This is a genomic window from Variovorax sp. Soil_C_19 (assembly GCF_057657255.1).
Genome location: NZ_JBDGIV010000003.1, coordinates 438,763 through 462,516 on the forward strand (window position 1 = coordinate 438,763; position 23,754 = coordinate 462,516).

General features: G+C 68.8%; 17 protein-coding genes. 3 read left to right on the plus strand and 14 right to left on the minus strand.

The genetic code is table 11. The features are described from left to right. Positions 1–23: 23 nt before the first annotated feature. The 6 genes from AC3A6R_RS09470 to AC3A6R_RS09495 all read right to left on the minus strand — a co-directional run bounded on the left by AC3A6R_RS09470 (position 24) and on the right by AC3A6R_RS09495 (position 11,152). Positions 24–4,865 (minus strand): CapA family protein, encoded by a 4,842-nt coding sequence (locus tag AC3A6R_RS09470; protein ID WP_487864342.1) that lies wholly within the window; start codon positions 4,863–4,865, stop codon positions 24–26. An 88-nt stretch (positions 4,866–4,953) separates the two neighbouring features. Further along, positions 4,954–6,210, minus strand: a complete 1,257-nt coding sequence (locus AC3A6R_RS09475) for a putative Na+/H+ antiporter (protein ID WP_487864343.1) — start codon at positions 6,208–6,210, stop codon at positions 4,954–4,956. Positions 6,211–6,318: 108 nt separating this feature from the next. Next, a complete protein-coding gene (locus AC3A6R_RS09480; protein ID WP_487864344.1) occupies positions 6,319–7,641 on the minus strand; it encodes a lytic murein transglycosylase in 1,323 nt (440 codons plus the stop codon). Positions 7,642–7,651: 10 nt separating this feature from the next. Further along, entirely contained in the window at positions 7,652–9,400 is a 1,749-nt protein-coding gene (locus AC3A6R_RS09485; protein WP_487864345.1) for a RecQ family ATP-dependent DNA helicase, read from the minus strand. Beyond that, positions 9,397–9,945 carry a hypothetical protein gene (locus tag AC3A6R_RS09490; protein ID WP_487864346.1) on the minus strand — a complete coding sequence of 183 codons (549 nt, stop codon included), beginning with the start codon at positions 9,943–9,945 and terminating at the stop codon, positions 9,397–9,399. Before AC3A6R_RS09490 ends, AC3A6R_RS09485 begins: the two co-directional genes overlap by 4 nt. A gap of 16 nt (positions 9,946–9,961) precedes the next feature. Continuing rightward, a complete protein-coding gene (locus AC3A6R_RS09495; protein WP_487864347.1) occupies positions 9,962–11,152 on the minus strand; it encodes a zinc-dependent alcohol dehydrogenase in 1,191 nt (396 codons plus the stop codon). 242 nt (positions 11,153–11,394) lie between these two features. Here AC3A6R_RS09495 and AC3A6R_RS09500 point away from each other — a divergent pair, with 242 nt between their 5' ends. Both AC3A6R_RS09500 and AC3A6R_RS09505 read left to right on the plus strand, forming a co-directional pair. Beyond that, positions 11,395–11,727, plus strand: coding sequence for a four-helix bundle copper-binding protein (locus AC3A6R_RS09500; protein ID WP_487864348.1), 333 nt, complete (start codon positions 11,395–11,397; stop codon positions 11,725–11,727). A gap of 104 nt (positions 11,728–11,831) precedes the next feature. Then, positions 11,832–12,593, plus strand: coding sequence for an SDR family oxidoreductase (locus AC3A6R_RS09505; RefSeq protein ID WP_487864349.1), 762 nt, complete (start codon positions 11,832–11,834; stop codon positions 12,591–12,593). 15 nt (positions 12,594–12,608) lie between these two features. Here the strand turns inward: AC3A6R_RS09505 and AC3A6R_RS09510 are convergent, their stop codons facing one another. The 4 genes from AC3A6R_RS09510 to AC3A6R_RS09525 form a co-directional block, all read right to left on the minus strand. Next, complete coding sequence (locus AC3A6R_RS09510; RefSeq protein WP_487864350.1) at positions 12,609–14,159, minus strand: methyl-accepting chemotaxis protein; 1,551 nt, start codon at positions 14,157–14,159, stop codon at positions 12,609–12,611. A 117-nt stretch (positions 14,160–14,276) separates the two neighbouring features. Then, a complete protein-coding gene (locus AC3A6R_RS09515) occupies positions 14,277–15,578 on the minus strand; it encodes a TRAP transporter large permease (protein WP_487864351.1) in 1,302 nt (433 codons plus the stop codon). Next, on the minus strand, positions 15,568–16,089 hold the full coding sequence (locus AC3A6R_RS09520; protein ID WP_487862292.1) for a TRAP transporter small permease: 522 nt from the start codon (positions 16,087–16,089) through the stop codon (positions 15,568–15,570). Before AC3A6R_RS09520 ends, AC3A6R_RS09515 begins: the two co-directional genes overlap by 11 nt. A gap of 4 nt (positions 16,090–16,093) precedes the next feature. Next, entirely contained in the window at positions 16,094–17,125 is a 1,032-nt protein-coding gene (locus AC3A6R_RS09525) for a TRAP transporter substrate-binding protein (protein WP_487864352.1), read from the minus strand. A 205-nt stretch (positions 17,126–17,330) separates the two neighbouring features. Here AC3A6R_RS09525 and AC3A6R_RS09530 point away from each other — a divergent pair, with 205 nt between their 5' ends. Continuing rightward, positions 17,331–19,313, plus strand: coding sequence for a metallophosphoesterase family protein (locus AC3A6R_RS09530; protein WP_487864353.1), 1,983 nt, complete (start codon positions 17,331–17,333; stop codon positions 19,311–19,313). Between the two features lie 44 nt (positions 19,314–19,357). On the opposite strand, the gene AC3A6R_RS09535 is transcribed toward AC3A6R_RS09530, so the two are convergent. The 4 genes from AC3A6R_RS09535 to AC3A6R_RS09550 form a co-directional block, all read right to left on the minus strand. Then, complete coding sequence (locus tag AC3A6R_RS09535; protein ID WP_487864354.1) at positions 19,358–20,725, minus strand: hybrid sensor histidine kinase/response regulator; 1,368 nt, start codon at positions 20,723–20,725, stop codon at positions 19,358–19,360. A 5-nt stretch (positions 20,726–20,730) separates the two neighbouring features. After that, positions 20,731–22,218 carry an ATPase domain-containing protein gene (locus AC3A6R_RS09540; protein WP_487862296.1) on the minus strand — a complete coding sequence of 496 codons (1,488 nt, stop codon included), beginning with the start codon at positions 22,216–22,218 and terminating at the stop codon, positions 20,731–20,733. Continuing rightward, the gene (locus AC3A6R_RS09545) at positions 22,215–22,631 is read right to left on the minus strand and encodes a hypothetical protein (protein WP_487862297.1); all 417 of its coding nucleotides are present in this window, start codon (positions 22,629–22,631) and stop codon (positions 22,215–22,217) included. Before AC3A6R_RS09545 ends, AC3A6R_RS09540 begins: the two co-directional genes overlap by 4 nt. A 219-nt stretch (positions 22,632–22,850) precedes the next feature. Then, positions 22,851–23,687: a sterol desaturase family protein gene (locus AC3A6R_RS09550; protein ID WP_487864355.1), complete on the minus strand. Its 837-nt coding sequence runs from the start codon at positions 23,685–23,687 to the stop codon at positions 22,851–22,853. Positions 23,688–23,754: the final 67 nt, after the last annotated feature.

A 23,754-nucleotide genomic window follows, 5' to 3' on the forward strand; every position in this document is an offset into this window, starting at 1 on the left:
CCGACGCGTCGGCCATGCCGGCATCAGACGCACGCCGAGGGCCCTGTCGCGGCAGGCCGTGCCTCCGCGCGCCGGATCACCACCGCTGGCTGTTGTTGCTGCAGCGCCGTCATTGATCGCACGAGTTCCCACAGCTGCATGCCGTTGGAGCCTTTCAGCAGCAGGAGGTCGCCGTCGGCGATGGCAGCAAGCAACAGCCGCTGAAGCGCTGCGAGCGTATCGGGTGCGTGCACGATCGTCGTCGGCGGAAGCGCCGCCGCGATCCGATCTCGCAACGCGTGCATCTGCGGTCCGCGCAGGAAGACGAGTGCGGGCTGGCATCGGACGATCGGCGCGATGAGCGCCTCGTGGTAGCGCGCGCCATCGGCTCCCAGTTCCAGCATGTCACCCAGCACGAGCAGCCTGCGCCCCTCGCGCACAGGCTCCTCGGCGACCATCGCAAGCGCCATCGCCATCGACAGCGGATTGGCGTTGTAGGTCTCGTCGATCGCCCGGAAGCGCCGCCCGTCGAGTGCGAAATCCAGCGTCTGCCCTCGCCCGGCCACGGCCGCGAAGGACGCGAGCTGCGCCGGCACCCGGGCGTCGTCGAGCGCCAGTGCGTGCGCCACCGCAAAACACACGAGGCTGTTGACCGCCATGTGCCGCCCCTTCGCGCCGAGCAGGTACGAGAAGCTTCGCTCGCCGTGGGTGACCGTGGCGCGGCCCGTTGCCGGATCGTGCGCGTCGAGCCGGATGTCCGCCGCTTCGGACATGCCGTACGTAACGACCTGCAGATGCCGCGCCTGCGCACGTCCCAGCAGGTACTCGAAGTGATCGCTGTCGGCGCACAGCACGGCCCAGGCACCGGGGCGCATGCCCTCGAAGATGTTGGCCTTGCGCCGCGCGATGTCCTCGACGGTCCGGCCCTCGTCCAGGTGCGAAGGGCCGATGTTGGTGATGATGGCCAGGTCGGGACGGACCAGCTTGATGTTCTGGTAGTCCGGCGCATTGATGCCGCTGACGGCAGCCTCGAGCACCACGAGGTCGGTGCGCGCCGGAACATTCGCGAGCATGGCCAGCATGCCCACGCGCGAGTTGTAGTTGTCGACGGTCGAGAACACGCGCAGCGAGGCCGAGAACGCATGGTCGAGCATCCGGCAGACCGAGGTCTTGCCAGCGCTGCCGGTGATGGCCACGACCCGGCCCTGCAAGCGCTGCCGCGCCGCAGCGCCCAGCTCGATGAGCGCCTGGATCGGATCGTCTACGTGCAGCACGGGCAGCGCCGGATCGAGCCCGGCCACCGGCTTGCTCAGCATCGCGCCGGCCAGGCGCGGCTGCAGCCGCACCACATGTTCGGACCAGTCCACGGCTCGCGCGCTCTGCGGCGCGGCATAGCGTTCGTGCAGGGCCCGCGTCTGCGCGTCCGAAGCAACGAACAGCGCCGGCGCCGGCAGCAGGCCCAGGAATTTTTCGCCGCGCACCACGGAGCGCACGAACCAGCCCGGGGGCGGTTCGACGAGCCAGGTGCCGCCGGTCGCCACGGCCAGCTGGGCGGCGTTCCATGTCTGTGCCGGGCCATCGGGCAGGTCGGGCGGCAGCGCATCCGGCGGGGTGACGCGGTAGCGCGGCGCAGGCGCCCTGCGTTCGGTGGTGGCGTGCGCTGTGGTTGCACCCGGCCGTGCGGCGAAGGGCACCTGCCGGGGCAGGCGCACGCGTTCGACCCGTGCGCCATGGGGGCCCGCGAGGCCGACCTCGATCTGCAGCAGCGCATCGTGCAGCTGCGCCGAGGGCGGTGGCCGCAGCGAGTGGAAGTCGCGGTAGATGCGGCCAGGCTCCCAGCGGCTCGTGGGCCACATCCAGTCGCACGGGTCATGGTCCATGCCGACACCCCAGACCGGCATGGTGGCCGGCGCGGCGGGCACCGCGCGCACATCGAGCCGCCAGTCGGCATCGGTGGGCTGGTCGAGCTGCCAGAAGGTCTCCACGAAAAGTGGGCGGCGCCCTTCGATGGCCTGCGGCGCCACGCGCACGCCGAGCAGGCGCAGCGGCCCGAGGGAAACCGGCGATTCGAGCGCCGCGTCGGTCGGCACGGCTGCAACCTGCCATTGCGCATGAGGCTGTGCCACCGGCGCGATCGCCACCGGGCGATGGACCACGGCCGGAAGCAGCGGCAGCGCGCGCTCGGGCCGGGGCGGCGGCTGCAGGTCGATCACGCACTGGCCGTTGGCCCAGGGCGTGAACACCGAACCGAGCGATGCGCACTTCCGGACGAAGCGATCGGCCGCTGCGCGCGCGCGCTCCCCTTCGAGCTGCACCGTGGTGCCGAACCCCGTGGCGACGGGTGTGAACATCACGCGGCGCACGCCTTCCGCGCCGAGCTGCAGCGAGAACACCCCGCCCAGGTCATCGTCGCGGCGCATGGCGTCGAACAGCAGATCGCCGGCATCGTGGACGATCGGCCGGCCGTCGTGGATCTCGACGCCCTGCAGGACATGCGCCGAAGCGCCGAGCACCGCATCGGCACCGGCCTCGATGATCGCGTGGCCGACGGCGATCTCGTCGGCGTCGGGTGCGGCCTCCTGGTTCTTTCCCCAATGCACGGCAACCAGCACCACGTGCGCCTTTTCGCGCGCCGCGGCGATCCGCGGTGCCAGGCATGCGATCCATGCGGAAGGCGCGGACAACGGCAGGTAGGCATTGCCCGGCGTTGCCTCGCCGGCCGCGAAACGGTGCTGCGTGGTGTCGATCGCGAACAGCGCCACGTTGAGCGCGCCTGCGCGGCGCAGCACCGGGGCCAGTGCATCTTCGAGCGTGGGGCCCGAGCCGGCATGCCCGATGCCGGCGGCGTCGAGCAGCGCCGCCTGCTCCGCGAGCGCTTCGGCGCCATAGTCGCCGCTGTGGTTGTTGGCCGTGGCGACGAGATCGATGCGCGCTTCGGCCAGGATGCGCAGCATCTCGGGCCTCGCACGGTAGTAGTGCGGCCCGCCTTCGCCCTTGGCCCTGCCCTGTTCGCCGCGGCTCGCCACCACGCATTCGAGGTTGACGATGCGCAGGTCCGCCTCGCCCAGCACCGGAACCCCGCCGAGCACGGCAGGCAAGCCCAGCTCCGCGGTGCGATAGTGCTGCCGGCGGCCCAGGTTCACGTCGCCGCCCCAGGCCACGACGGGGCCCGCATCGCGCGACAACTGCGGCGCCGATTCGCGATTGCGCTCGCCACTCTGCAAGAAGCGCAGGTACGCCACATACCCCGACAGGTAATGCTCCACGTCGTCGATGCGCACGCGGAAGCTGTGGTGCTTGATGAAGAACGAACCCGCGATACGGTCGGGGTTGCGGAAGAACATCGCCAGCTCGGGCCAGAAGTGGCCGTTGGCGAGATAGCGCGCGCGGTGCTCGAGCGCGCGGTCGAATTTTGCGCGGTCGAAGCCGTCGAGCAGCGGCTGCAATGCGGGATCGGCCGCCATGCGCGCCACCATCTCGCGGGCAGCCATCATCAGCTCGAGCAGCGTCGGAAACGTGGTGATGCGCTCGAGCACGAAGTCGAGGTAGCCGGCCACGTTCTGCAGCCCGAACCGGTAGTAGCGCGTCTCGGGCCGGTAGCGCGTGAGTTCGTTGACGCAGTAGCTGAGCCAGTGGTCGTGCGCCTGCCAGTGCTCGGCCGCGATGAAGTGCACGAAGGCCTTCTCGACCACCGAGATCCAGCGCGCATCGCGCGTGAGGCCGTACAGGCGCATCAGGCCGAAGGCGGCCTCGCCGTCGTAGTAGATGACGCGGAAGGCGCTCTTCACGTCGAGCGCCGGATGGTTCAGCACATGCACGAAGCGCCCCGTCGCCGGGTCCTGCATGGCCTGGATGCCGAGCGCGAGCTGCTCGAGCAGCGGCAGGTACTGCGCATCGCCCGTCAACTCGGTGTACTTCACGAAAGCCAGCAGGCACACCGCGTTGCCGCCGAGCTTGATCTCGTTGCCGATGTCCAGCAGGTAGGCGGCGCGGGTGCCGTCGGGCAGGCTGACCTGGCGGATGAGCCGCTGCGCGAGGAAGGCCAGCGAGCGGTCGATCGCGGCCTTTTGCGTGTCGCTGCGGGTCAGCTCCCAGGCCTCGAGCAGCGCATAGGTCGAACTGGCGTGGCGCAGCGTGTTGTAGGTGGGAATCGCGCGGTCGAAGCACGGGAACCAGCCGTAGTGGAACTCGCCCGAGGGCTTGACCTGCGCCGCGAGGTAGTCGCTGGCGCTGTCGATGAGGCGGTGCACCTGCGGCGCGTCCCAGTCGGACAGCACGCGGTACCCGGCGGCCTGCCCCTCGGCCGTGATCGGCCACGCGCCCTCGGCATCGACGTAGGCACCGCGCGTGGTGAAGCACCAGACGGGCGCATCGTCGTCGGCGGGAAAGTCGAGCTCGCGCCCGAAGCGCCGCTTCGCATGCAGGCGCAGGTTGCCCGGGTTCGGCTCGGCATGTTCCACGCTGCCGTTGTAGAAGACAGCGCTGCCGTGGATCTCGGGCGCGAGCAGTGCCACATCGAAGTGCGCATCGAAGGACACGCCCTGGTGGAAGTAGTTGCGCTTGGTGCCGGCCAGCCGGGCCTTCAGCGCGCTCCATCGCATCGGCTCGACCTGGTCGACCAGTTCCGCGCGCAGGCGCAGGGGCTGCATGCCGATGCGCTTGGCAAGCGCGGTGGCCGCGTCGGTGGCACGTTCCCAGGCCTCGTCGGCCGTGGCGCCGCGGCCGGCGACCACGCGCGCGCGGCTCGTGCCGTCGCCCAACGCAATGAACGCCACGCAGCCAGCCTCGGGCGTGGCGGCTGCGGCCGTGAGCGTGCCATCGGAGCCGGCCAGCACCTGCCGCGCCCGGTCGAGCAGGCTTGCGTCAAATGTAAGTTTTTTGGTCATTCAGCCACGAATGATGACAGGCTGGACCGGGTCAGCAAATCCCTGCGGCGGACCTGCGCGGCCCGAGCGCGCCAGCGTGGCCGAATGACTACAGCAGCATGAACGCCGCGGCCGCCACGGCCGTGGGCCCGAGCGCGCCGAGCAGCAGCCCGCCCGCGCCGATGGTCTCGTCGGTGAAGCCGCGCTTGAGCAGCGCCACGCCCGCGGGATTGGGCGCGTTGGCGATCACCGTCAGGCCGCCTCCCGCCACCGCGCCGGCGACGAGCATGTACTTCGATTCGTCCGAGATGTTGGCGATCAGCGAACCCAGGTAGGTGAGCGCCGCGTTGTCGGTGATCGCGGTGAGGCCCAGCGCGCCGAAGAACAGCGCGACCGGCTCCAGGCTCGAGACGACCGGCTCCAGCCACCAGCGCTGCATGCCGCCGAGCACCACCAGGCCCGCGAGGAAGAAGCCGACGAGCAGGGCCTCCTTGATGATCAGCGGGCTCTGATGGCGCTCATACGCCTGCGTGAACCCGAGGAACATGAGGAACAGGCCGAGGAACGCGACCGGATGGTGCGCGAACAGCACGATGCCCGCGAGCAGCACCAGGTGTGTGGCGGCCACGGTGGCCGGCACCGGCGCACCGGCCAGCTGGTTGCCCGCGGCACCAATCGGCAGGTGGCGGCGCAGCACGAATGTGGCGACGGTCGCATTGATGAGCACGGCCACGGCAGCCTTCCAACCGAAGGTGGCGAGCATGAAGGCGCTGTCCCACTGCCAGGTGGTGGCGACCATCAGCACGGGCGGTGCGGCATACGAGGTGAGCGTGCCGCCGATCGAGATGTTGACGAACAGCACGCCGAGCGCAAAGTACTTGACGCCCTCGGGCACCTGGGGCCGGAAGATCTGCGGCGCGAGCATGAGCGCCGCGATGGTCATGGCCGCGGGTTCGGTGATGAGCGAGCCGAGCAGCGGCACCGCGGCCAGCCCGAGCCATGCGGTGGCCACAGGCGTGGGCACCGGCACCAGCCGCGCGATGTTGTTGACGACCGACATGACGGTGGCCAGCACCGGCCGCGAAGCGGCAACCACCATGACGACGAAGACGAACAGCGGTTCGGTGTAGTTGCGCGATTCGGCATAGCCGAGCGCCGCGTCACCGCCGATGACCACGCCCATCGTGAGCACCAGCACGATGGCCCAGAAGCCGAACACGACCTCGACCTCGCCGAGCAGGTGGAACAGCCCCGCGTGGCGCGGGTAGCGATGCGACAGCCGCTCGAACTGCTTGGCTGCGAAGGTGTGGATGAGGGCGACGGCGAACAGTGCAGCAGCGATGTACTGCATGGTGGACTCTTGCATGGGTGGCGATGGCGTGATGGATCTGCGTGGCGGCCCGACCAGCGCATGAAACCTGCGTTGCCGCGCTCGCGGCTTCGCACCCGGCCGCGATTTTAGCGGACGCCGCCCTCAGGGCTGCTGCTGTTGCAGGCGCTGCAGCAGTTCGAGGCTCGGGTAGCCGTCCGCGGGCAGGCCCACGCTGCGTTGCCAGCGGCGCAGCGCATCGCGCGTGGCGGGCCCCATCACGCCATCGGCCGCGCCGGCCGCGAAGCCGCGCTGGTTGAGCGCGGCCTGCAGCTCGGTCGTCTGGCTGCGCGACAGCGCGGCCAGATCGCGCGGCCACGCGGCCTGCACGCCCGGGCCACCGGCCAGCTGCTGGGCGAGCAGGCCGACTGCGAGCGCGTAGTTGGTCGAATTGTTGTAGCGCAGGATCGTGCGGAAGTTCGGCCCGACCAGAAAGGCCGGCCCGCGCGCGCCCGCGGGCAGCAGGATCGCGCCGTCGCCAAGGGCCGGCAGCGGCTGGCCGTCGATGGCCGCAACGCCTTCGGCCGCCCATTGCGCGGACGACTGGCGCACCGCCATGTCGGCGCGGCCGGGCTCGAAGCCCGCCGGCAGCCGGACCTCGACGCCCCACGGCTGGCCGGCCTGCCAGCCCGAGCGCGAGAGAAAGTGGGCGGTCGAGGCCACGACGTCGGCCATGCTGCCCCAGATGTCGCGCCGCCCATCGCCGTCCGCATCGACCGCGTACGCAAGAAAGTTCGACGGCAGGAACTGGGTCTGGCCCATCGCGCCGGCCCAGGAACCGATCATCCGCTCGCGCGCGATGTCGCCGCCCTCGAGGATTCTGAGCGCCGCGAGCAGTTCGCGGCGGGCCCAGTCGCCACGGCGTCCGTCGAAGCCGAGCGTGGCGAGCGCGTCGATCACCGGGGTGCTGCCGTAGTTGCCGCCGTAGTTGCTTTCCATGCCCCAGATGGCGACGACGATGGCCGGCGGCACGCCGTAGCGCGCGGCGGCCGCCTCGGTTTCGGCGCGCACCTGATGCAGCCGCTCCTGACCCGTGGCCACGCGCTGCGGCGTGACGGCGTTGTCGAGGTAGTCCCAAACCGTGCGCGTGAATTCCGGCTGGGCCCGGTCGAGCTCGACGACGCGCGGCAGGTACTGCACGTTGGCGAATGCCGACTGCAGCGTCGCTTCGCCGATGCCCGCGGCGCGCGCACTGGTGCGGAAATCGGCCACCCACTGGGCGAACTGCTGCTCGACGGCAGCGCCGTCCTGTGGCACTGGCAATGGCGCTGGTGCTGCGACCCGGTTCGCAGGCGCTGGTGCCGATGCCTGTGGCGGTGCCTTCGCCGCGGGGCTGGCAGCGCAGCCGGCAAGGCCCACCGCGGTGGCCGCGAGCAGTGACGAGAGCAGATGGGAGCGGGCGAAAGATGGGCGTGCGGAATGGTGCATGGCTCGATTCTCAGGCCTGTGCCTGGGCCTGCACCGGGGCCTGCACCGCGGACCGCCGCGCCCGCCGTGCGGGCACCGGCCGCACGAACTCGGGCCGGAAGCAGCGCTCACTGCCGTCGGCGAACTCGATCGTGACCGAGATCGCGTCGGCGCTCGCCACCGAGCCGACGCCGTAGCGCGCGACCCGGACCGACTCGCCCGGCGCGAAGGCGGTGCACGGCGATGCGGCCTGCTTCGGCGCCTTGGCCGCTGCCGCTTCGGCCTCGGCGTCCCGCTGCGCGCGCTCGTGCCTGGCAAGGCGCGCGCAGTTGTCGCAGGCGCCGCAGCGCTGCAGCAGTTCGTCTTCGCTGCCCAGGCCCGAGAGCAGCACCTGCCAGCGGCACATGCCGGTGGTTGCGTAGAAGGTCATGCGCTCGAGCGCCGCGCGCTCCTGCTCGCGCTTGTCGCGGTGGCCGCGCAACAGCGCTTCGAGCCCGGCGTCGTCGAGCGCGGCCTTGCGGCCCCAGCGCAGCAGGCCTTCGTCGTCCTGCGCGAGCAGCTGCGCCTGCCGCAGCAGGTTCAGCAACACGCGCAGCTTGCCACGCGGCAGGCCCGCGCGCTGCGGTAGATCGGCGAAGGCATGCCGCGCATCGCGCGCCTCCGAGAAGACGTGCTGCACGCGGCGCAGCTCGGCCAGGTCGGGCAGCCATCCGGCCAGAAAGAACTGCTGCACGGCCTTGTCGCGTCGCAGGTACAGCAGCACGCAGTCGGCGCGCTCGCCGTCACGGCCGGCCCGCCCCGACTCCTGGTAGTAGGCATCGAGGCTCGCGGGCACCTGGTAGTGCAGCACGAAGCGGACGTCGGGCTTGTCGATGCCCATGCCGAACGCGTTGGTCGCCACCATCACGCGAAGGTCGCCGGCCATGAAGCGCTCCTGCGCTGCGCGGCGCTCGTCGGCGGGCTGCCGGCCGTGGTAGAGGCCGACGGATTCGCCGAGGGCTTCGGACAGCGCGGCGAAGAGCGCTTCCGCCGCCTTCACGGTGGCGGTGTAGACGATGCCGCCGCCCTGCAGTCCGGTCGCGAGCGCCAGCGCACGCTGCAGCTTGTCTTCCTCGCGCTCGAAGGTTTCGACGGCATAGTGAAGGTTGGTGCGGTAGGCGCCGGTGTCGACATGGCCCGCGCGCGGGATGCCGAGCTTCTCCATGATCTCGGCGGCCACCTCGTCGTTGGCGGTGGCCGTGAGCGCCAGCACCACGGGGTTGCCCAGCGCGCGCGCCGCCACGCCGATCTCGAGGAACGCGGGCCGGAAGTCGTGCCCCCACTGCGAGATGCAATGCGCCTCGTCGACCACCAGCAGCGACACCGGCCGCTGCCGCAGCAGCTTGACGAACGCCGCATCGGCCAGCCGCTCGGGCGTGCAGAAGACCACGCGCGCACGGCCATCGGCGATCGCCTGCTCGGCATCCGCGATGGCCTCGGCGCTGCACTGGCTGTTGAACTGCACCGCGGTGACGCCGAGCGCATCGAGCTTGTCGCACTGGTCCTTCATGAGCGCGATCAGCGGCGAGACAACGACGGTCTGCCCCGCGGCCAGCAGCGCAGGCACCTGGTAGCAGAGCGACTTGCCGGCGCCCGTGGGCATGACCGCGAGCGTCGATTCGCCTGCCACCACGCGGTCGATCACGCGGCGCTGCCCCGGCCGCAACTGCCGCAGGCCGAACACCTCGCGCAGCACGCGGTCGACGCGGGATTGGGCCCGCGGCCTTGGCGCTGCGCTCATCCGCGCAGGCGCCGGGCCCGTTTGCGCGGCTTCAGCACCACGCAGAGCAGCACCACGGCCGCGATGCCGATCGCAGCCTTGCGTGCGGCGCCCCTCGGGTTGTGCCGGAGTTCGGCGCGTCCGCCCATCTCGGCATAGATGTTGGGCACGTGGCCGCGCGCGAGATCGCCGACCAGTGCCTCGCCCATCTGCAAGCGGTCGGCCATGAGCAGCATCATCCAGTGGCGCAGGTCGTTCTCGGAATGGCGAAAGGCCGCGCGGCGCAGCCAGCCGCTGAGACCCGAAGGCGGCAGCGTGGAGCCGAAGATCGGTGTGATGCCGGGGCGTTCGGTCGAGTGCAGCACCTCGACGTGCGCGTGCTGCTGCTGCGGCGGATCGATCGGGTGGTTCGGCAGGCGCGGCGGCGTGCGCTCCTTCGGCACGGCGGGGCGCATGGCGCGGTCGAGGTCCGCGCCCCAGCCCACGATGTGCGCATGGCGCGGGGAGACCGGTGCCTCGCTCTCGGCGTTGTTCGTGTTGTCCGATGGGTTCGGGGTGTGGTTCATGGACGGCTCCCTGGTGTCAAAGTGCTGCCGCGGTGGCCAACGTGGCGCCGCCGTCGCGTGCGGCGCCGGGCGGCACCAGCACGGTCTTGATGCAGTTGTCGAGCTTGCTCGAGAACAGGTGGTAGGCATCGGCCACGTCCTCGAGGTTGATGTGGTGCGTGATCACGCGCCGCGGCTCGATGCGCCCGGCCTGGATGTGCTCGATGAGCCGTGGCAGGTGCCGCTTCACGCTGGCCTGGTTCATGCGCAGCGTGAGGCCCTTGTTGATGGCGTTGCCGATCGGCACCGCGTTGAAGGTGGGGCCGTAGACGCCCACGATCGAGACGGTGCCGCCCTTGCGCACCGAGTTGATGCACCAGTGCAGCACCGTGGCGGCGCCGCCCTGCAGCTTGAGCTTGACGCCCAGCAGCGTCTGCGCGAAGTTGCCGGCGGCCTCGCAGCCCACGCAGTCGATGCACACGTCGGCACCGAGGCCGTCGGTCATCTTCTTGATGTGGATCGCCATGTCGCCGACCTGCTTGAAGTCGATGGTTTCGCATTGCGCGTAGTCGCGTACGAAGTCGAGCCGGTATTCGAGATGGTCGACCACGATCACGCGCCCCGCGCCCATCAGCCAGGCCGACTTGGCCGCGAAGATGCCGATCGGTCCGGCGCCGAAGATCACCACCGTGTCGCCCTCGTCGATGCCGCCCATCTCTGCGGCCTGGTAGCCGGTGGGGAGCGCGTCGGTCAGCAGCACGGCGTCGTCGACGTGCATGTCGGGCGGAATGATCGTGGGGCCCACGTCGGCCATCGGCACGCGCACGTATTCGGCCTGGCCGCCGTCGTAACCACCGGCCGTGTGCGAATAGCCGAAGATGCCGCCCACCGCGGTGGCTTCCGGATTGGTCGAATGGCAGTTGCTGTAGAGCTCCTTCTGGCAGAAGTAGCAGCTGCCGCAGAAGATGTTGAAGGGCACGAGCACATGGTCGCCGGGCTTCAGGTGCTGCACCGCCGGCCCGACCGCTTCGACCACCCCCGTGAACTCGTGCCCGAAGGTGGAGCCGATGCGCGTGTCGGGCACCAGGCCGTGGTAAAGGTGCAGGTCCGATCCGCAGATGCACGAACGCGTGACCCGCACGATCGCATCGCCGGGATGCTCGATCTCGGGCTCCTGCTTGTGCACCGTGCGGATCCGGTAGGGACCGCGGTAGTTCATTGCCAGCATCGCTTGCTCCTTGCTTGTGTGCAGCCGAAAAAGGTCGACAGAGGAAGCCAAGCATCTGCAGCGCGCACAGGCGCCGCGCAAGCACAGGCCGACGCGGTCCGTCGGACAGCGCCCCTACTGCGCCTACTGATGAGCACATGCGCTGCGCCTGCATGCCAAGCGCATCGCACGGACCAATACGCCACGCTCCTACACGGGTGCACCGCTGTCGCGCGAGCATGTTGGATTTGAAGGAGAACGCCATGCCGCATGACAGCACCTATGCCGCCTGCATCGAGGCGTGCAACGGTTGCGCCACCGCGTGCAACCACTGCGCCGCCGCCTGCCTGAAGGAAGACGACGTGAAGATGATGGCGCGCTGCATCGCGCTCGACATCGACTGCGCCGCCGCCTGCCACTTTGCCGCCGCTGCCATGGCGCGCGGCAGCGAACATGCCAAGGCCATCTGCGCGCTGTGCGCCAGCGTCTGCGATGCCTGCGCCGAGGAATGCGCGAAACACACGCACGACCATTGCCAGGCCTGCGCCAAGGCCTGCCGCGACTGCGCGGCCGCGTGCCGAAGCATGGCCGGCTGAGCGCGCTGCACTGCCGGTGAAGACCCCTCCTCGTGCCGCGCGCACGGATGCTACAAAGCGTGTGCGGCGCACCCGCGCCGCGCGAGGCATCGAGGAGGGTTTGAATGACGACGAGCGAAAACGAGAGCCGGAAGGTGGTGCTCATCACGGGCGCGAGCCGCGGCATCGGGGCCGCCACCGCGCTCGGGGCGGCCCGGGCCGGCTATGCGGTGGCGGTCAACTACGCCTCGGACACGGCAGCCGCCGAGTCGGTGGTCGATCGCATCCGCAACGCGGGCGGCCGCGCGGCCGCCCTGCGCGGCGATGTCGCGAGCGAGTCGGAGGTGCGCGCGCTGTTCGACCGGACCGAGGCCGAGCTCGGGCCGGTCGCCGCCCTGGTCAACAACGCGGGCATCACCGGTCCGATCGGCCGCTTCGAGGAGGTGGCCACCGACAACCTGCGGCGCATCCTCGATATCAACGTGCTCGGCACCTTTCTCTGCGCGCGCGAGGCGCTGGTGCGGCACGGCCGGAATGGCGCGCTCGAGGTCATCGTGAACGTGTCCTCGGTGGCCTCCACCACCGGCAGCCCGGGCGAGTACGTGCACTACGCCGCGAGCAAGGCCGCGGTCGAGAGCTTCACCATCGGCCTCGGCCGCGAAGTGGCGGCGCGCGGCATCCGCGTGTGCGCTGTCGCGCCGGGATCGACGCTGACCGAGATCCATGCCAAGGCAGGCGAGCCCGGCCGGCCCGCACGCATCGCACCGAAGATCCCGCTCGGCCGGCTCGCCGAGCCCGAGGAGATCGCGGAAGCGATCGTGTGGGCCATGACGCCGGCCGCCTCGTACGTGACGGCGACGGTGATCCGCGCGACGGGCGGGCTCTGACGCGGGAAGCCCGGTTCAGAGCCTGAAGGCGCTCACCGCCTGCGAGAGGCTGCCGGCCTGCGCCTGCAGCGAGCCGGCCGCCGCGCCCGCCTGCTGCACCAGCGCGGCGTTCTGCTGCGTGACCTGGTCGATCTGCGCGATCGCCTGGTTCACCTGCTCGATGCCGTCGGTCTGCTCCCGGCTGGCGACGGTGATCTGGCCCATGATCTCGGTCACGCGCTGCACGCTGGCGACGATCTCCCGCATGGTGCGACCGGCCTGGTCGACCAGCGCGCTGCCCGCCTCGACGCGGCCGACCGAGTCGCCGATCAGGTCCTTGATCTCCTTGGCCGCCGCGGCCGAACGCTGCGCCAGGCTGCGCACCTCCGAGGCCACCACCGCGAAGCCGCGGCCCTGCTCGCCGGCGCGCGCCGCCTCGACCGCCGCATTGAGCGCGAGGATGTTGGTCTGGAACGCGATGCCATCGATCACGCCGATGATGTCGACGATCTTTCTCGACGAGCCGTTGATCGCCGCCATGGTGTCGATCACTTCACCGACGATGGTTCCGCCCTGGGCCGCCACCGACGATGCGGAAACCGCAAGCTGGTTGGCCTGGCGCGCGTTCTCGGCGTTCTGCTTGACGGTGGAGGTGAGCTCTTCCATCGAGGCCGCCGTCTGCTCGAGCGAACTGGCCTGTTCCTCGGTGCGCGACGAGAGGTCGCGGTTGCCGGCCGTGATCTGGGCGGAGGCTTCGCCGATGCCCGCGGTGCCGCGGTGCACCTCGCCGACGAGGCGCGCGAGGCTGGTGTTCATCTCGTGCAGCGCCTGCATCAGCAGCCCGGTCTCGTCGCGCCCAGACGGCTGCACGACGGTGGCGAGGTTGCCGCCGGCCACCGCCTGCGCCACTCGCACCGCGTCGTTGAGCGGACGCGTGATCGAACGGGTGAGCCAGAGAGCGGCGGCGATGCCCAGCGCGAGCGAGAAGCCGCAAAGCAGCAGCATCCACCCGCGTGCGGCGCGGTAGGCCTCGGCCGCGTCGGCCGCGGTGCGGTCGGCGCCTTGCTTGAGTGCCTGCTCGAACGTGCCGACGTGGGCGATCACCTGGGTCAGCAGCGGCATGCATTCCTGCGTCAGCGCGCGCACGGCCTCGTCGGTGCGGCCGCCGGTCGCGAGCGACACCACCTTGCCCGCGATCACCAGATAGCGCGTCTCGAGCGCCTGCAGCTGATCGAGCAGGCGCCGCTCCTCCTCGGCGCCCGCACCGGCCTGCTTCAACAAAGTGGCCAGCGACGCCATGCCCTGGTCGATCTCGGCCTGCGAGGAGCGCACGAGTTCGAGGTCCTTCTTCTGCAGCGCCGCATCGGTCACCAGTGCGAGGTTGCGCGCTGCGATGGCGCGCGTGCCGATCGCAAAGCGCACCCGATTGAGAGCGTAGAGCTTGCCGCCCGCCACCTCGTTGACCACCCGGATCTGGTCCGAGAGCCTGGCCATCTGCTGCAGGCCGATGGCGCCGATGGCCAGCAGCAGAAGCAGCAGCAAGGTGAAGCCTGCCCCGAGACGGGTGCCGATCTTGAGGTGTCGCATGGAATCCTGGGAAAAAGCGAACGAATGTCCGATTTTCCCGGGGCGCCGGGCCGCTGCATTCGGCGAACAAGGGGCGCAAGGCCCCTCAGTTCCGGGCATCGGCGTCCGGGTCTTTCCCTATTCAAGCAAGCCCGGCAACCACAGCGAAATGGCGGGAAAGGCGCAAAGGATCACCAGGCGCACGATGTCGACCCCGATGAATGGCATGGTGCCCCGGTAGATGCGCCCCAGCGTAATGTCGCGCGCAATCGAGTTGATCACGAAGACATTGATCCCCACCGGCGGACAGATCATGCCGAAGGTGACCGCCATCACCACGATGACGCCGAACCACACCGGGTCGAAGCCGAGCTGCATCATGGCCGGGAAGACGATCGGCACGGTCAGCAGGATCATTGCCAGTTCGTCCATCACCGCGCCAAGAATGAGGTAGCCGACCATCACCAGCGCCAGCACGCCGTAGGCACCCACGGGCAGAGTCACCAGGAACTCCACGGCCTTCTGCGTGAACTGCGTGATGGTGAGGAAGTAGCCGAACAGGAACGCACCGATCACGATCGTGAGGATGGCCGACGAGACGCGCAGCGTGTCGATCAGCGCCGCCTTGATCTCGCCCGGGCCGAGCCGGCGGCGCAGCACACCGATCACGAGCGTGCCGACCGCGCCGACGCCCGCGCCCTCTTCCACTGTGAACAGGCCGCCGTAGATGCCGCCCAGCACGAACACGAACAGCAGCACCACGGCCCAGAGGCTGCGCAGCGAACCGAAGCGCTCGCCCCATGTGTGCGCCTCGCCGCGCGGCATCGCGTCGGGCCGCACGCGCGCGATGATCTGAACCACCAGGAAGTAGAAGGCCACGGCCATCAGGCCCGGCAGGACGCCGGCCGCGAACAGCTTCTTGATGTCGGTCTCGGTCATGATCCCGTAGAGCACGAAGATCACCGACGGCGGGATCATGATGCCCAGCGTGCCGCCGGCCGCGATGAGCCCTGCGGACAGTCCCTGGTGGTAGCCGGCGCGGCGCATCTCGGGCAGCGCCACCTGCGACATCGTGGCCGCGGTGGCCACCGACGATCCGTTGATCGCCGCGAATCCCGCGCACGCGGCGACCGAGGCCATCGCGACACCGCCGCGCAGGTGGCCGAGCCACGCGCGGCCGGCCTGGAACAGCTCGCGGCTCATGCCCGAGCGCGATGCGAACGCGCCCATCAGGATGAACATCGGGATGACGCTGAGGTTGTAGTCGGTCACCACCGACAGCGGCACGTTGGCCAGCAGGTTCAGGCCCGCATTCCAGCTGGTCAGCGCCGCGAAGCCGCACACGCCCGCGATGCCCATCGCGATGCCGATCGGCACGCGCACCGCCATCAGCACGAACATGCCGATGAAGCCCAGCAGGGCGACGAGGTCACGGTCCACGGTCGGCGGCCTCTTCCATGTCTTGCACGCCCGCGATGGGCGCCGGCTGGAGTTCGGCCTCGCGCCCGCGCCACAGGTAGACGACGCGCACCACGCCCAGCAGCGCCGCGACCGTGGCCCCGAGCGAAGCGACCGCGTAGAACATCCACAGCGGCATGCGCAGGTCCATCGTGCCTTGCGTACCGGTTCCCGCGACCTTGACCCACGCCATCCACGCGAGCGGCACCAGGAACGCCAGCACGACGAGCGTGGCGACGATGTCGAGCCAGCGGCGCCCAGGCACCTTCAGGTGCTCCCAGAGCAGGTCGACGCAGATGTGGCTGCCATAGAAGGTGGCCAGGGCAATGCCCCAGAACAGCGCAATGCCCTGCAGCATGCGCGAGCCGTCGTACCAGTCGGGAATCTGGACTGCGAACAGGTCGCGCAGCAGCACGTTGCTGGCCGTGAGCAAAGCGATGGCGAGCAGGAAGAAAGCGGCCACCGCTTCGGTGGCCGACAGAATGCGCTTCATCGCGTCAGTTGGCGTTGCGCGCGGCGATTTCCTTGCGGAGTTCTTCCAGCGCCTGCTTGCCGTTCACGCCCGACTTGTCGACCGCGGCCTGCCACTGCGTGTAGACCGGCTCGGCGGCCTTGCGCCACATGTCGAGCTGCGCGGGCGAGACTGCGACGATCGTGTGGCCGGCGGCCTTCTCGAGCTTGGCCTTGCCCGAATCCTCGAAGTCGCCCCAGGCGGCCCCCACCTTGGCGGCCCATTCGTTGCTGCAGTGGTCGTCCATCACCTTCTTCTGCGTGGCCGAGAGCCTGTCGTACCAGCCCTTGTTCATGACCCAGGCGAAGTCGGACGCGTACAGCCGCATGTCGGAGTGGTACTTCACGGCCTTGTCGATGCCGAAGCTGATGACCGAATCCCACGGGAAGGCCAGCGCGTCGGCCACGCCCTTCTCGAGCGCGTCGCGCGCCTCTGGGGCCGAAACCTGCACGTTGGTGGCGCCCAGCGCCGACATGAAGGTGGCGTTGGTGCCATTCGACGAGCGGATCTTCATGCCGCTGAGCTGGCTCGGCTCGCTAATCGGCTTCTTGGCATGCATGGTGCCCACGTGCAGGTGCGCAAAGCAGAACTTCACGTCCTTCATCTCGGCGGCCGCGTACTTGCGGTACCACGCGTCGAGCGCTGCCGACCCCGGGCCGGGCTTGCCCACCAGGAACGGCAGTTCGCCAGCGGCGAACACCGGGAAACGGCCGGCCTGGTAGCCCGGGTTGGCCCAGGTCACGTCGGCGATACCGTCGCGCGCCATGTCGTAGTGGTCGGCGGCCTTGCCCAGCTGCTGGGCCGGGAACATCGCCACCTTGATGCTGCCCTTGGAGGCCGCCTCCACCGACTTGGCCCACGGCTCGAAGCCGGTCTTCGCGAGCGAGTGCGACGGCGGCAGCCAGTGCGCGAACTTGAGTTCGACCGGCTTGTCCTGTGCGCTGGCGCCTGACGCTGCGACGATCACCACGATGGCGGCGGCGACGCCGCGGAGGTGGCGGGATGGGTGGCGGGACATCGGAACTCCTTTGTTATGCGGGATAACCAATAGTGTCAACAAATCTACTCAATGCGCACGGTATTTTCCCGGGCGCGGCGGCCGGGAGGACTGAAAGCGACCATCGCCCGACTGCCGGATGCGCGCAATAGGGTTAGTACCTTCTGATTCACTTTCCTGACACACGGCCCCGATAGCGTCGCGCTCTTTCACTTGGAGCAACGGTATGCGTGGATCGAAGAAGAGTGCGGGCACGTTGTCGCTGGCGGCGTTGTTGGCCCTGGCCGCCTGCGGCGGGGGCAGCGGCGGCGGCGGGATCGCGTTTCCCATCGTGCCGCCGGGCACCGCCCCCACGGCGCCGCCCACCGCCTCCCCCGACACGCCAGCGCCGCCGGCCACGCCGGTTGCCACCACCTTGCGCATCGGCATCCTTCCCGACACCCAGGGCAGCGATTCGGGCGTCGCGTTGCATCCGATGAAGGCCATCCTCGACCTGTACGAGAAGTCCGGCGTCAACGTCGTGCTGGCCGTGGGCGACCTGGTCGAGAACGGCACGGCGAGCGAATACAAGCTCTGGCGCGACATGGCCGAGAAGTACCGCAGCAAGATGACGATCCTGCCGATCATGGGCAACCATGAGCCCAAGGGCATCGACCAGGACTGGTACGACACCGTGGAGTCGTTCATTCCCGCCGATGCCGAGCACATGCCGGGCTCGCGCAACAAGAACTACGTGGTGGTGCGCGAGAACGTGCTGCTGATCAACATATCGTACGGCTGGCTCGAGCGCTCCTACGACTTCGTGGAGGCCATGGTGGGCAAGCACGGGCCGAAGGTCGACCACATCATCCTGCAGACCCACAACTCGTTCGCGGGCAACCGCTACGGGCTCGTGCGCGAGAACATCGTCGACGGCAGCATCTCGATCGTGAACGACGTGAAGTTCCGCGATGTCTACGACAAGTACCGCCAACTCTTCGCCGCGCACGACGTGATCTACGTCTCGGGCCACGAGCACCACTACTCGCGCAGCGTGGTGCGCGACGACAACGACCTGGCCTTCACGCAGATCGTTTCGGGCAATGCGGCCTACAAGGGCTACGAAAGCCGCTTCGGCGAGCACGAGCGCATCCAGAGCATGCTGATGCTGAAGGTGCGCAACGAGGCCACCGGCAGCATCGACGCCAACGCTTCGATCTTCGAGATCACCGGCCCTGCGATCGACTACCGCTCATACTTCGTGACGCACTCGGTGTTCCGCAACACCGACGAACCCCAGCAGCTGGCGGCGCCCGACTGGCAGATGATGGACCGGTTCGTGCGCACCAAGGACCGCTGCGAGAAGGTGGTGTACCCCTCGAGCGTGCCGGCGCAAGTGCAGCGCTACAGCGTCTACGATCCCTCGTACCGCACCAGCGCCTGCGTCTCCGCCGGCGGCAGCCGCGCCCGCCTGCTCGATGGCCGCAACGACACCTTCAACCGGCACGACACGCGCACGCGCACCATGAGCGCCACGCCGGGCTACTCGTTCGCCGCCAGCAACCACGAGATGGAGTCGATGATGTATCGCTACATGTTCGTGCGCGACGCGAGCTTCAGCCCCAACCTGAACAACAGCCAGCGCGCACGCGTCGTCAACGAAGGCACGCCCGACGAGGAAGTCGAGGTGCGCGGCACCACCATCGACCTGAAGAAGCTGGTGGCGCTGAACTGGAAGGCGGCCGTTGCCGGCACCCTGTCCGACGAGCTCGTCGTCAGCGGGATCGCCGGCCAGGACGGCACCTACATCGACGCCTACGGCCGTGTGAAGAACATCCAGACCGACACCGGCCTTGCCGGCAGCATGGGCGACAGCACCGAGGCCGGCAAGGCCCCGGTGGTGCTGCCCGCGCTTGCCAAGGGCGGATGGGCGCTGACCGACGACAAGGCCGGCGACAGCTACGTGCTCGAGTTCTCCGTGCCCGAGGGCCGCTCGGCCGCCGACACGGTGCTGGCCCGGTACGACAACGCATCGGGCAAGTGGGTACCGCTGGCCACCCCGGCGTGCGTGAGCAGGACGGCCTATCGCAGCGCCTACCTCGGCGCAGCGCCGGGCGATGTGGATGCGTCGTGCGCCGCGGGCACGGTCGTCGGCTACGACGTGCAGGCCTCGGCGTATTGGGCGCGACTGAACCAGGACGGGCGTTTCGCGCTGATCCCTGCCAATTGAGTGCGGCGGACGCCCCCGCCGACGCGCAAGCGGATTGGGCCGGCCTACGCCGCCGGTCCCGCGCCGCCCGCCGACGCATCGGCGCCTGCCAGCACCCACGCATCGACAAGCGCCAGCAGCGCCTCGAAATCCATCGGCTTCACCACGTGGTGGTCGAACCCGACCTCGTGCGCGCGGGCACGATGGTCGGGCCCGTCGTAGCCGGTCAGCGCGACCATCAGCACGGGCCTGCCATTGCGCAGGCCATGGATGCGCTCGGCCACGTCGTACCCGTTCATGCCCGGCAGGCCGATGTCGCACAGCACGATGTTCGGCTGCAGCCGAGCGAACAGCGCCAGCGCGCCCGTCCCCTCGAGGGCGACCTCGACCTCGTGCCCGGACATGCGCAGCAGCATGGCGAGCAGCAGCCCGGCATCGACGTTGTCGTCGACGAGCAGGATGCGCGCACCCGCGGGCGCGAGCGCAGGCGCCACCGTCGGCACGTGCACCGGCTCGACGGGCCGGAGCAAACGCGGAAGCGTGATGACGAACTCGCAGCCTTGGCCAGGCCCGTCGCTGTGCACCTCGATGCGGCCGCCATGCAGTTCGACCATGCCGCGCGCCACCGTCAGACCGATGCCGAGTCCTCCCTGGCTGCGGCTCAGCGACCGGTCCTCCTGCCTGAACAGGTCGAAGATATGGGGCAACACATCGTCCGGGATGCCTGCACCGTCGTCGCTCACCGTGATGGCCACCGTATCGCCGACCGGCCGGACGCTGAGCGCGATCCGGCCGCCTTCGGGGGTGTACTTCGCCGCGTTGTGCAGCAGGTTGCCGACGGCCTGCGCGAGGCGCTGCGTATCGCCATCGACATAGACCGGCTCCGGCGGCAGGTCGACCGTGAGCTGCTGGCGCTGCAGGTCGATCAAGCCCCGGCAGGTTTCGACCGCCTGGTCGACGAAGTCGCCGACCGCCGTCGGCTGGCGCTGCAGGTTGACCTTGCCGCTCGTGACGCGCGACGCATCGAGCAGATCGTCGAGCAACCGTGCCATGTGCGCCACCTGCCGCTGGAGGACATCCTGGATGAGTTTCAGCCGGGGATCGTCGATGTCCAGCCGTGCCAGGAGCGCCCCAGCGCTGCGGATCGGCGCCAGTGGGTTGCGCAGTTCATGGGCCAGCATCGCAAGGAACTCGTCCTGCCGCCGTTTCGTCTGCTGCGCGGCCTCGTTCAGTTCCTCCGCCGCGAGCGTGGCGATGACCAGATAGGAGTTGGCCTCCCGAACGTCCGACATGCGCACTTCGGCCAGCGACTGTTCGTCGGCGACGTCGCGCTGTGTCTGCTCGCGAACCGCGGCGGCGTCCTCGCGAATACCGACCGCGGATTCGCGCGCGGTGACAACCCGGTCGCGCTTGCCACGGTGGTCGGGGTCCATGTCCGTCACCTGCCGGTGGCGGAATGCGGCGCGTCCGACGCCACCCGCGGATGGCCGGTCAGCAATGCGTCCATCTCGGGCCGGCGTTCGCCAATCACGATACCGCTGTCGTCGATCTCGAACAGGCGCAGCTCGTGGCTGTGGGCGCTGTTTCGCAGCTTCACGACGGCCATGACACGCTTGAGTTCACCCCGCAGTTCGACGTAGCGCTGCACGATGATGGCGTCGGTCAGGAACGCAGCGCCGTAGGGGCTGAAGCGCAGGTCGTTGTAGCGGTCTTCGAGCTCGGAAATCATCAGCACCGCCACACCCATGCCGGTGAGCACCGCCACCATCCGATGCAGCGATTCACGAAAGTCCTCGCGAAAGGTCGGCGCCAGGGCCAGCTCGAGGCCCGAGAGCGAATCGATGACCACCCGCGTGGCACCGGTGCGCCGGATCGTTTCGGTCAGCGCGTACAGCGTCTCGTCGATGGACAGGTCGAGCGCACGCGTGTCGATGACCGCGACGCTGCCGCTCGCAACGAGTTGCCCCAACCGAAGCCTGAGCGACTGGCTGGGGCTTTTCTCGAAAGCCGCGATCACGCCCTTCTCGCCGGCGCGCGCGCCCGCCGCGAGGAAGGCCGTCGCGAGCAGCGACTTTCCCGAACCGGAAGGACCGGCGACGAGCAGCGAATAGCCCGCGGGCAGGCCGCCGCACAGCATCTCGTCGAGGGCCGGCACGCCGATCGACAGACGCCGTGGCGCCTGCGCCTCGCCACCGTCGTCCCTGGAGGCCGGCTGCGCCTGCCCGAGGGTTCGCGGGAAAATCTGGATGCCATCGCCATCGATGCGAAAGGTGTGCAGGCCTGCGATGGTCGCTTGCCCGCGCATCTTCATCACCTGGATCTTGCGAACCATCGAATTGCGCTGCACGCTCTGCGCCATCCACAGGATGCCGTCGGCCACCGTGAAGACCGGGTTGGCCTCGCCTTCGAGATTCATGTACTCGCCGATCAGGAAGGTGGTGGCCTGCCATGTCGTGAGGTGCATGCCGAGCCGCTGCACGAACTGCTGCAGATCGGTCTCGCCGGGGCGCACGCCATGCACCGCCTGCACCACCGAGCGGAACGAATCGACGAGCACCAGCCCGGGTTCGAAGGCTTCGACTTCCTCGATCATGCGTGCCAGCACGCGATCGTAGTTACCGGTCATCACGTCGTCGGCCAGGTTGACGAAGCGGATCGAGTCGTTGACCTTGTCGGTGTCGAAGAAGCTGTATTGCTGCTGGTAGCGCAGCATCTTCAACGCCGGTTCGCCGAGCACGGTGAAGAACAGGGCCTTGCGCTGCGGGTTGGCGAGCGCGAACATGATCTGGTGGGCAAGCGTCGTCTTGCCCGACCCAGGTGCCCCCGCGATCAGGTTGAACGAGAACTCCGCGAGCCCGCCGCCGAGCAGCGCATCGAGGCCCGGCACGCCGGTCGGCAATCGCCGGATGACGACCTTGTCATTCATTGCGCTTTCTCCTGATGGGGCTCGTCGGCACCGGGATGGCCCCAGGCTGAATGCAACAAGCGGTAGGTCAATGGCTCGCCGATCAGCGAAATCAGCAGATCGACAAAGGTGAGGAGCAAGGATTCGCCGGCCAGGCCCGCGTCGGGCGCCGTGCGCGCCGAAAGATCGCGGTGCAACAAGGCCGGCAGTTCGCCGAGCGGCCCCGCTGCCATTTCCGCTGGCCATCCGCACGAGGCGTGCGTCAGGTGGAGGCTGCGCGCGTACAAGGCGCGCGCGCCCGGCACGCCGACCAGCGGCTGCAGTTCGGCCAGCAGTGTGCGCAAGGCGCGCGCGATCGCATCGGGGAGGGTGCGTTGATGGGCGCCCACCGCGGTTTCCTCGGCGAGAAAGCGCTGGATGATCTCGTGGCGCATGGCCCTTTGGGTTGAGATCTCGTCGGAGGGGTCCGGCGGCGAGATGGGGATCGGTCCGCGCGAGTATCCCTCACATTGGTCAACAAGGCGCCAGATGCCCTGATTGCAGCAAGAGAATCACGGCCACGCCGAGAGCGAGCCGGTACCAGACGAAGACGCCAACGCTGCGGCGCACGATGAACCGCATCTAGCCGATGGTCACCACATACCCGGCGCCGATCAATGCGCTGCGGCGCCGTGCGCGGCCTGGCGGCCCGCCATCGCCTGCTCTTCGCTCTCGCTCAGTTGCGGACCGTCCAGGGTCACGCGCGTGTGGTCGTGGCGGAACTTCTGGATGATCGGCCGGAGCTCTTCCTTGACGTGCCGTTCGCTGTAGCCATTGAAGAGGTGGCCCAGCAGCCCACGCCGCAGGTCCGAGGTGCCCATGACCCAGTCAGCAATGGGGAACGTGAGGTTCATGTTGTATTTCATCATGATGCCCATGTTGTGGTGGGCCGTGTGATGGCGGCGGATGGTGTTGATGAACGGCATGTTGCGCACGAACCAGTTGTCGTGCACATGGCAGCAGTAGTGGAAGGTCTCGTACACCAGGTACTGCGCCACCATCGTGAGAAAGACGATGTAGCCGACGTTCGGATTGAATACGAGCGATGCGAGGTAGCCCAGCGTCAGCCCGCCGACGCCCAGCGTCGCGAGCACGCGCCATGGAAAGAACACGATGCGGAACTCGCGCGCCGTGTCGATGGTCGGCTCCAGGTCGGTGAAGTACTGATGGTGTTGGCGGGTGTGGCGCTCGTAGATGGCCCTTAGCGCGAACACGTCGATGCGCTTGTGCATCACGTAGCGGTGCATGAACCATTCGACGAAGTTGCCCGCCAGGAACACCGGAATGACCATGAGCCACTCCCACTGCGCGCCCTGGATCCTGCTCAGGCAGTACCAGATGGCGGCAATGCCGACGGCGTACATCACGCCAATGTGGAGCAGGCCGTTGTACAGCGGGCTGATCTCGGCCTTGTACTGCTCGCGAAATTTCCGTTGGCGCTCGGTCATCATGGCAAAGTCTCCTGTCTATATCTGATGTATGACTAGTATATCAGTTGAGTACAGACGGTCAATGGTG